Consider the following 9848-nt stretch of genomic DNA (forward strand, 5'->3'; position numbering starts at 1 on the left):
CCCCTCCCTCCTAAATAATAAACCGTGGGGTACACCACAGGGTCAATACTATTTTTTCATTTAAAACACTATTTATTGAAAGCGTAAGTGAGCTTATGTTCATTAAAGTTTGCTTAACTTCTACTATTTTAACCTTATCCCTGATTAAACTGTTGATTTTTTCCAAAGATACACTGTAAATATATATAGATTAAAAAGTCAGATACCTCACTTGGTATCTATCTTCAATCAGTAGAAACAGTAAAATTGATATTATTGATCAATTCCTGTTTTGAATTTGTCGAAAAAACGATATTTGATGATTACCGATTTTATTTTGGCCGTTTCGATAATATTTTTCCTGGTTTCGAAAGTATTTTTTCAGTTTCGATTTTAAATCTTTCAGTTTCGATAAAAGTGATGTTAGCCTAGAATGCGGACAAGTTAAATTGATAAATCATTTATAATGGTTACAATACATCAATTAAAGGGCGTGTCTATAATGGGGAAACATCATGATAAAGAGTTCAAAATCCAAGTTGCTAAATTAGTTGTAGAGGAAGGGAAAAAACCTGGAGATTTAGCAAAAGAATTAAATATATCGTATCCAACGTTGTCTAAGTGGGTTGCAGCTTATAAGGATAAAAAAGATGAGGGATTTGTAGGAAGTGGCAATATTCCTCCTGAGTTACAGTCCAACAAAGAGCTGGCAAAACGTATCAAAGATTTAGAAGAGGAAAATGCCATCTTAAAAAAGGCTATGCACATCTTCACGAAAAGCCCCAAGTAATATATCAATTTATTAAGGAACATGAATCGGAGTTCCAAGTAGTGAAAATGTGCGAGGTACTAGGGGTTTCTACAAGTGGGTATTACGATTGGAAAAAACGTCCGATCAGTCCTCAAAAGAAAAGAAAACTAGAGTTAACCAGGGAAGTTAAAAGGGTTTTTAAAGAGTCAAAAGAGCGATACGGGAGTCCTAAAATCACGGAACAATTGAAACAAGATGGAATTGTCACTTCCAGGCGTACGGTACAACGAATTATGGAAGAAGAAGAGATTCAATCTTGTACGGTGAAAAGATTCAAAGTCACGACTAATTCTACCCACTCCTACCCCATCTATGATAATTTACTCAAACAAAATTTCACCACTCAAGCTCCGGGACAAGCTTGGGTGTCCGATATTACCTACATCTGGACGAATCAGGGATGGGTATATCTAGCTTCAGTTATGGATTTATTCTCCCGTAAGATCATTGGTTTTCACATAAGTCATAGATTAAATAAGGATTTGGTAATAATAGCCCTACAACGTGCGATGAATGCTCAAAAACCAAGAGAAGGACTGATCCATCATTCTGACCGCGGTAGCCAGTATGCATCTAATGAGTACATTGAATTGTTAAAGAAAGCCCATATCAAAGTAAGTATGAGTCGTAAGGGTAACTGTTACGATAATGCTTGTATAGAATCCTTTCATAGCGCCATAAAAAAGGAACTGGTTTATCAAAATCAATATAGAACGAGAGAAGAAGCAAAACAGAGTATCTTTGAATACATTATCTGTTTTTACAACTCTAAGAGATTGCATTCAACACTCCAATTTCTTTCACCTAATGTCTTTGAAAAACGATACTTTGAACAATGGAAAATATCTTGATTTTAAGTATTAACCTCGCGAATTAATTCATCTCCAAAGGAATGAATTAATTCGCGAGGGGACCAAGCGTATGCGCGGTAGAGAAAAAGAAAATAATAATCAATTTCCTGTGTCCGTATTCTTGACGTAGTATCAAAGATCTGGGTCACCCTCTAAAAAACAATTTAATATGGTATAAGTTAGTGCAACATGAAAAAATCAAGTTAATAGTTGCATCATTTTTTTGTACTATCAAAAAACAAAAAGTGCCAGGCATCACAAAAAATTAATTTTTGTGGTGCCTGGCACTTAATTATTTATCCATCATTAATTTTAAAATTACTTCGTCCGTATGCCGTGTTCCTTCGTTTCCAAGCTTACAGAAGCTTTCTATACTTTTTTCCACGTCATCATGGATGAATCCATCTGTGGATTTAATTTCTTGATGGTTAAGCGCCAACAAAGCGGATTGAACTGCAACATTCGAACACGTGGATACTTTCATGGCACAACCAGCCTTAGCTCCATCGCATATCATTCCAGAAACATTCCCAATGGTGTTTTGTATCGCTGCTTTAATTTGCTGTAGATCACCATCTAGTAAATAAACAATAGCCCCACTTGCACCCATTCCTGCTGCAGTTACTCCACAAAGTGCAGAAAGTCGGCCAAATTTTGATTTAATATGAATCGTAATCAAATGGCTAAGGGCAACTGCCCGAATCATCTTCTCCTCTGAAACCTGCAGTTTCTCTGCGACTGCAACAACTGGAAGTGTTACAGCTATACCTTGATTTCCACTTCCGGTGTTCGCCATGACAGGTATAGTTGAGCCTGCCATCCTAGCATCTGAGCCAGCGGATGCTAGAGACATCGCTGCTGTGGCAATATCATCTGATAGAATTCCTTTTTTAACATTTTCCTTGATCGTTTTCCCTACTTTTAACCCGTAATCTCCCGAAAGGCCTTCCTTTCCAATGACTCTATTTAGTTCAATACTCTTTTTGACAAGAGTCAATTGGCTAAGGTCAACCTTTTGAACCCATTCATATATTTCATCAATTGTGAGTGTGACTAATTCTTCTTCATCTGATTGGATGCCAATATTCTCGCATCCGCCCTGGAACACAACCTTACCATCTACCTCAATTAACGAAATATTACTATGATTATCAGAAATAACCACCCTAGAAGTTTGCTGATCCGTTTTCAGAATCACTTCAATATAAAGTCTTTTCGGTGTATCGGCTTGGCTAGATATTACTTTTCCTTCTTCGATAAGTTTAAGCGCTGACTTCTCATCTTCAATGGTAAGGCCATTTAATACCTCAAGTTGCTTAGTTGGGTCACCAGCCACTGCTCCTATTGCAGCTGAGAAATCGAGACCATAGGAAGTCATGCCAGGTATCCCCACGGATTTAGCATTTTTTATGATATTTCCACTAGCTTTTAAACATAACTCTTTTATTTGTCCATTTACATGGCTTTTTGCCGTTGCTGCTGCCAATGCAATCGCAACAGGCTCTGTACAGCCAAGGGCAATCACTAGTTCTTTTTCAATTATTGCTAATATTTTGTGCTTATCCATTTTGTATTTACACCCACTTTACGAGAATATCTTATTATTGATATTACCATAGTCCATCAGATTCTTGGGGACTTCCTTTTTTTACAATAATGCCATGCAACACAAAAGGCCACAGTCCATTACGAATTTTCTTAAGATTATTACTTTGCTTTTTCGTTCAATCCATGCATAAAAGGTCATAATAAACTTCCTGATGGTGATGGCAGCGCATGTGATGAATTTTAAGAATAAAACAAGGGAACTTCTTATTAGAAGTTCCCTCACCTTTAAGAATAAGATATTAATAGAATCATAATGTAAAACTATGCGTTAGTTCAGTTAAACAAGAATGTTATTGTTTTTAGTGTATTCAACTTTACTATATTTATCTTACTCCTTAGGAGCTGTGTAAATCTTTGGAAGCTTTAAATCATGCTGCTCCATAACCGTACGTAAGCGGTCCGGGTAGTCCGTGATGATCCCATCGACACCATCTTCAACAAGCTTGTGCATGGTCGGCTCGTCATCAATCGTCCAAGGGATGAGTTTCATGCCGTGCTTGTGAGCTGCTTGAACCATATCCTTTGTCACGTAAGGCTGATAATTCCCATCAGTGACTTTGCCGTTCTGCGGGAAACCGTGGACAGGGGAGATAGCGTTCACGCCTAATGAGTGTGCCGCTGCTACTAGGTCCCCTCCAAAGTCATCTATATCAATTCCACCTAACCAAGGTGAGGCTCCGGGTTGACCAGGCTGCAAGAACTGTGGGCCGTTGGTCAATGCAACAAGTGGCAATCGAGGCTCAACCTCCTTCATTCGCTTAAGTGCACCCCAGTCAAAGCTTTGGATTGACACTCGGTCCAGCAGACCAGCTTCACGAACCTCTTTAGCAACAATCTGTACGAATTCTTCACGAGGAGCGGTTTGCTCCGGAGCCCCAGCCTCAACCTTTGTCTCTATATTGAACCAAACTTTGTTTGCATTGTAGAGCTTGACCAGGTCAAAAACCTCGGACAACAGTGGCATCTGAGCTCCAGGACTAAGGATCTGACCCGGATGCTGCGGTAGCATTTGTGAGCCACAGTCCAACGTGCGCACCTGGGCTAATGTTAAGTCCTTTATGTACTTCCCGACGTAAGGGTACTCAGGGTCTCCAGTAAAAGCAGGTCTTGTGTCTTTGCATTTGGCACCCGAGATTTTACGATCATGTGTGATAACAGCTTGCTTGTCTTCTGTAATTTGTACGTCAAGCTCTAGTGTGCTCACACCAACTTCGAGTGCGTGGGAAAATGAAGCAATGGTGGATTCAACCGTTAGACCAAGTCCCCCTCTGTGTGCCTGCAGGTCGAATTTCTTTGGACCGAAGCTCTCAGATTGGTTTTGCCAGTTCAAGTTCTCCGAAGCCTCTGCAGGTTTTACTACCACACTGCTAGCAGCTGAACACACCATAAGGGCAGCCATCGTTGCAAAAATAAACTTCTTCCTCTTCATTCCTGATCATCTCCTTATTAATCTATTACTCTTATAAGTTTAGGTGATTGATGTAAATTCCCTATTAATAAATTGATAAGAAATAATTAAGGAAAATAAGGAAATCGCCTCAGTTCTTTTGACATTATTAATATTTAAATCTAGCAAATAAGATTTTAGTAGGAAGCAATAATCCTTATATGTCACCAACTCTTTCACTGATTTATGTGTTTTTTGTAAATTATGGGCCACAAGTGACCTGCACATTACTTACAAAAAAGCATATACAAATTGGCTCTAAATTTCGTACTCATAAAAAAAGGATCAGGAAACCAGTTCCTAATCCTGCTTAATGCATTTACTATGAAGCATGTTGTTTACTGATTTTTTCCTGTTTCTTTGGAACAATTAATCTCTCTTTCCCCATCCATACTATTGCGATAAATCCTAATGCAATCGGGATGAGCGTCCATTTAAATGTGGCGGATACGGATAATGCCATCGCATCCGTAATATGCTGAAGGACTTCCGGTGGAATTTGAGCTCTTCCTTCTGCAGATAAAAGTGCTGTTGAATCGATATTACTCGAGAATCCACCACCTAATGATTCTTGTAGATTACTCTTTAATAAGTGGTTTTGAATCGTTCCGAAAATCGTCACACCGATTGTCATTCCCAGTGTTCTAAAGAATGTGTTCGTAGAAGTGGCGATGCCTCGTTTTTGCGGCTCGATATTATGCTGGGTCGCCATGCTCAATAATGAAAAAGAGCAACCCATTCCGAGACCTGCAATGACCATGTAAATCGTGAGGATCGAACGTAATGTATTGACATCTATGGTGCTTAATAAAAGCATTCCTGTGAAGAATAATGCGACTGATACGAGCATGATGCTACGGTAACTAAATCGTCTTACAGACTGACCAGCTAACTGACTTCCAAAAACTGAACCAACCATCATCGGAATTAAAATAATCCCTGCATTGGTTGCTGTTCCACCGTATACGGATTGGACAAATAATGGAATCAGTACAGTTGTAATGATAAAAGCGGATCCGTAGAAAAACGCTACCCCTTGGGTTGCAGCAAATAATTGCTTTTTAAACAAGCTAAATGAAATGATCGGATCCTGTACCCTTCTCTCAATCACAATAAACAAACCGAAGCAAACTGCAAAAATGGAGAATAAAGAAAGGATTGGTGTGGAAGTCCAGCCATATTCATTTCCTCCAAGCTCCAAGGCAAACATCAAACTGACTACAGAGCCAATAAGCGTCAATGCTCCAAGCCAATCAATCTTAAGCTTTCTTAGCTGAAGATTTTCTTTGTAGAATTGGCTGATAAATAATAATGAGATAACACCTAATGGAAGATTAATATAAAAAATCCAGCGCCAATTGATTTCATCCGTAATATATGCTCCTAATAAAGGGCCAAATACGCTGGAAAGCCCAAACACAGCTCCGAATAAACCTGTCATTTTCCCACGTTTTTCTGGAGGGAAGATATCAAAAATAATCGTGAAGGCGATTGGCATCAGCGATCCTCCACCAATCCCTTGTATCGCACGATAAACACTCAGTTCCACAATGCTTTGTGCCATTCCACAAAGTGCCGAACCAACAAGGAAAATAATTAATCCCAGCAAATAAAATCTTTTTCTACCATACATATCTGATAATTTACCGAAAATCGGCATACTGGCCATAGTAGCTACAAGATAGGCTGATGTGACCCATATGAATTGATCCAATCCACCTAGCTCCCCTACAATGGTTGGCATCGAAGCAGATACAATCGTGTTGTCCATAGCTGCCATAAGCATCCCTAAGAGCAGACCTGCTACAACAAAGCCCACTTTACTCTCTTTTGAAACCATAAGTACCCTCCTATTCCTCACGCATTAATTTTTTGAGCTCTTCTGGAAACAATGCATTGAGCTCATTCAAAATATTTAAAAATACATTCAGGTCTTCATCTCTATACTTCTCAAACATCTGCGAAAGTGAAGTGCGTAGAGGATTGAATAATTGCCGAATTTCTTCGTTTCTGTGAGTTAATGGCTGGATAATGACCCTTCTACGATCTTCAGGATCAGGTACTCGCTTTACCAATTCCTCTTTTTCAAGTCGGTCAATGACTCCCGTTATAGCCCCAGTGGTTAGGTTCGTCAATTTAGCTAGCTGTCCTGCTGTAATTGGCCCAGTCTGATTCAATAAATCTCTGCATTTTAAATCCGTTGCATTCAATTGAAGCTTGGCTGCTATTCCCTCGTTGAATAATACATTCGTAGTACTGAATTTTCGTATTTCCTCAATTAAAGATTGTACGAATTCTTTTTTAGGTAATGGCTTGTTCGCCATTTATCTCACAACCTTCCACAGCCACTTTATTTTAGTTTCTAAATATCTTAGTTTCTAAGATAAATGTAAATGAATGGTCTCACTATGTCAAATTCATTATGAAAAAGGGACCCTTTTTTAGAAAGGATCCCTTGATAATTAAATTCTATTATTGTCAGCTCTCCAGCTATGGATAGCCATTTTAATTTGCTTAGAGTTTAAATTTTCCTTCAATGCCCTTTCAGCCAATCCAGGAAATTCTTGGTCATTTGCAAAGCGTAATGCAACGATTTGACCCATACTAAGTCTGGAATCAAGTAAATTCCCTGTTAGAACGTAATGACGTAGGTTCTCTTCTGCACGTATAGCACGGTCTTGCGCTTTTAATGGATATAGCCTTACTAGAGCTGCAACAATTCCGATGATGATGACCAACAAAAGCATCATCATAGACATCAAGATATTCGTGTCATCATTCAATGCACGAATCACTTGTATGATGCCACCAACCAACGCTCCTAATAGTAATAGAACTAACACATAATGATAAATCGGATGCATTCTTGTATGATTTGCAAAGTTTTGTTCTTTCATGGTTTCTCCTCATTTCTCTTTTTTCTCTATTCCCATTTAAATGTATAGCTCGCTAAAATAAATGCTCCCACCAGCCAGCAGCCTAAGATCAGGGCTTCCGTACCCAAGCTCATGAACGACGCTCCCACGTTCATCGTTTCACGGAGTGCGTGACTTAGATGGGCGATTGGTAATACTTGCACGATTGGCTGCAGGAAATCCGGCATGTTTTTGATTGGGAAAAACACACCGCCCAGAAATAGCATAGGGAAGGATAAGAATCCTGCAATGGGTGCCGCGCTCTCAGGGGTCTTGGCAATCCCTGCAATGATAAATCCAATTGCCATAAACGCTAGTGTTCCTAGGATGACAAAGCTGATTAAGGTGAGCCACGAGCCACGAACCTCCACACCAAAAATCAGTTGGGCTACAACCAATACAATCAGGGCTTGGAGTCCGTTCAAGATCAGTCTTGCAGTAATTTGTGCGGCAATGAAGGTCGAGGCCTTTAGAGTTGTGCCTTGCATCCTTCTAAGGATTCCACGTTCTCTCCAAGCCGCGATTTGCCCGGCTACACCGTTCATATTGTTACTCATGATCATCATGGCGACAATACCAGGCACTAAGAAGTCAATATATTTTAGGTTCAAGGTTTCTACACCTTTTGCATCCGTAACCACTATAGGTTGGTAATCCACCTTGGCTTTACTGATACCATCCACCACATTATTGACTAATTGTAGACCAACCTGGGAGACAGCAAAATTAGTTTCATTGTAATAAACAGGTATATTGAAAGGTTTTGCATCTGATCGGTTTAAACCTTCATCATACCCTTTTGGAATAATAACAACTAGCTGAGTGTCGCCTTTTTTCAGCTTATTTAATGCCTCTTTTTCACTGTCCTCTTTTTCAACGTCAATGGCTTCATTTTTCTTCAATGTCGTAATAAATTGTTTAGACTGATCGCTTATGTCCTGGTCTACAATCCCAATTGATAACGAAATTCCATTTCCACTGCCTAAAAAAGATCCCAACATGACCATCAGGAAAATGGGGAATGCCAACGTCCAAAATAAGACTTGGCGATTTCGAAGGAAAATCCGTAACTGAGTTAAAGTTAATTGCCAATATGCTTTCATCCTTCTCTCAATCTCCTTCCAGTCATATGGATAAACACATCTTCCAATGTAGCTGTCCTTGTCTGTAAGTCCTTTAATTTCAACTGTCGTTCTGAAGCCATTTCAATTAGGCTCGTCAGCGTAATTTGCATATCATCCGTATAAAGGATATGGAGGTCATTTTGATTCCCAACTTGTTTAACACCCTCAATCGAAGATAAATCCTCTTCTACAGATTCATTCTCAAAACGGAATTCTACCGCACTGTCTGACTGAAGCGATTTCACTAGCTCGGTTGGTGTGTCTAAAGCTATGAGTTGACCTTGATCCATAATCGCAATCCGATCGCACAACACATGGGCTTCATCCATATAATGTGTCGTCATGACAATCGTTTTCCCTTTCTCCTTTAAAAGAAGGATGATATCCCAAAGAGTCCTTCTGGCTTGTGGATCAAGACCTGTCGTTGGCTCATCCAAGAAAATAACCCAAGGATCATGAACAAGTGCTAATGCTATCGCCAATCTTTGCTTTTGTCCACCAGATAACCCTTTAATTCGACTTTTGGATTTATCAGTTAGTAGCATATCTTCTATAATATCTGGTATCGATACATGCTTTGGATAGAAGCTTGCATACAAATGAAGGATTTCTTCTACTGTAAGCAACTCAAATAGTGTGGTCGATTGTAGCTGAACACCGATTACTTCCTTTACCTTATTCAGCTGGCTTTTAATATCAAAGCCCCCTATACTTGCCGTCCCTTCATCAGGCTTTCTAAGTCCTACCAGCATTTCCAAAGTGGTGGTCTTTCCTGCACCGTTTGGACCAAGAAGACCGAATACTTCTCCTTTATGTACTTGAAACTCTACTCCTTTTACTGCCGTAAAATCCCCATACTTTTTCACGAGATTTTGCACCTTAATAATTTCTTCATGCGAACTCATTTTTCACGCTCCATATCATATGGCATAATACCTTCATCTTATCACTTCATAGAAAATTTATCCTTTCTTTCTTATTTATGCTCGATTAAAAAATAAAAAGACCATTCTTTGGTATTATCCCCTTTAAGTAGACAGTGTAAAAAGCCTATGATTTTATCATGGATGATGCACTACTACTTGGAGGGGATTTTTCTATGGCTGTAAAAGG

General features: G+C 39.2%; 7 protein-coding genes and 1 pseudogene. 1 reads left to right on the plus strand and 7 read right to left on the minus strand.

From position 1 onward, the window contains the following. Positions 1-481: 481 nt before the first annotated feature. Positions 482-1641 (plus strand): annotated as a pseudogene (locus tag G3O09_RS20240) (IS3 family transposase). A gap of 292 nt (positions 1642-1933) precedes the next feature. Here the strand turns inward: G3O09_RS20240 and G3O09_RS20245 are convergent. From G3O09_RS20245 to G3O09_RS20275, 7 genes are all read right to left on the minus strand, one after another. Further along, positions 1934-3208 (minus strand): L-cysteine desulfidase family protein, encoded by a 1275-nt coding sequence (locus G3O09_RS20245; RefSeq protein WP_163103253.1) that lies wholly within the window; start codon positions 3206-3208, stop codon positions 1934-1936. Between the two features lie 369 nt (positions 3209-3577). Next, positions 3578-4678 (minus strand): glycerophosphodiester phosphodiesterase family protein, encoded by a 1101-nt coding sequence (locus G3O09_RS20250; RefSeq protein WP_163103254.1) that lies wholly within the window; start codon positions 4676-4678, stop codon positions 3578-3580. Positions 4679-5018: 340 nt separating this feature from the next. Then, positions 5019-6536: an MDR family MFS transporter gene (locus G3O09_RS20255; RefSeq protein WP_163103255.1), complete on the minus strand. Its 1518-nt coding sequence runs from the start codon at positions 6534-6536 to the stop codon at positions 5019-5021. 10 nt (positions 6537-6546) lie between these two features. Then, complete coding sequence (locus G3O09_RS20260) at positions 6547-7020, minus strand: MarR family winged helix-turn-helix transcriptional regulator (protein WP_163103256.1); 474 nt, start codon at positions 7018-7020, stop codon at positions 6547-6549. A 138-nt stretch (positions 7021-7158) separates the two neighbouring features. Then, positions 7159-7593 carry a DUF6526 family protein gene (locus tag G3O09_RS20265; protein ID WP_163103257.1) on the minus strand — a complete coding sequence of 145 codons (435 nt, stop codon included), beginning with the start codon at positions 7591-7593 and terminating at the stop codon, positions 7159-7161. 26 nt (positions 7594-7619) lie between these two features. Further along, positions 7620-8714 (minus strand): ABC transporter permease, encoded by a 1095-nt coding sequence (locus G3O09_RS20270; protein ID WP_163103258.1) that lies wholly within the window; start codon positions 8712-8714, stop codon positions 7620-7622. Then, a complete protein-coding gene (locus G3O09_RS20275; RefSeq protein ID WP_163103259.1) occupies positions 8711-9640 on the minus strand; it encodes an ABC transporter ATP-binding protein in 930 nt (309 codons plus the stop codon). The genes G3O09_RS20270 and G3O09_RS20275 overlap by 4 nt, the downstream gene beginning before the upstream one ends. Positions 9641-9848: the final 208 nt, after the last annotated feature.

Source organism: Peribacillus alkalitolerans, from assembly GCF_010882125.1.
Taxonomy (GTDB): Bacteria; Bacillota; Bacilli; order Bacillales; family DSM-1321; genus Bacillus_BN; species Bacillus_BN alkalitolerans.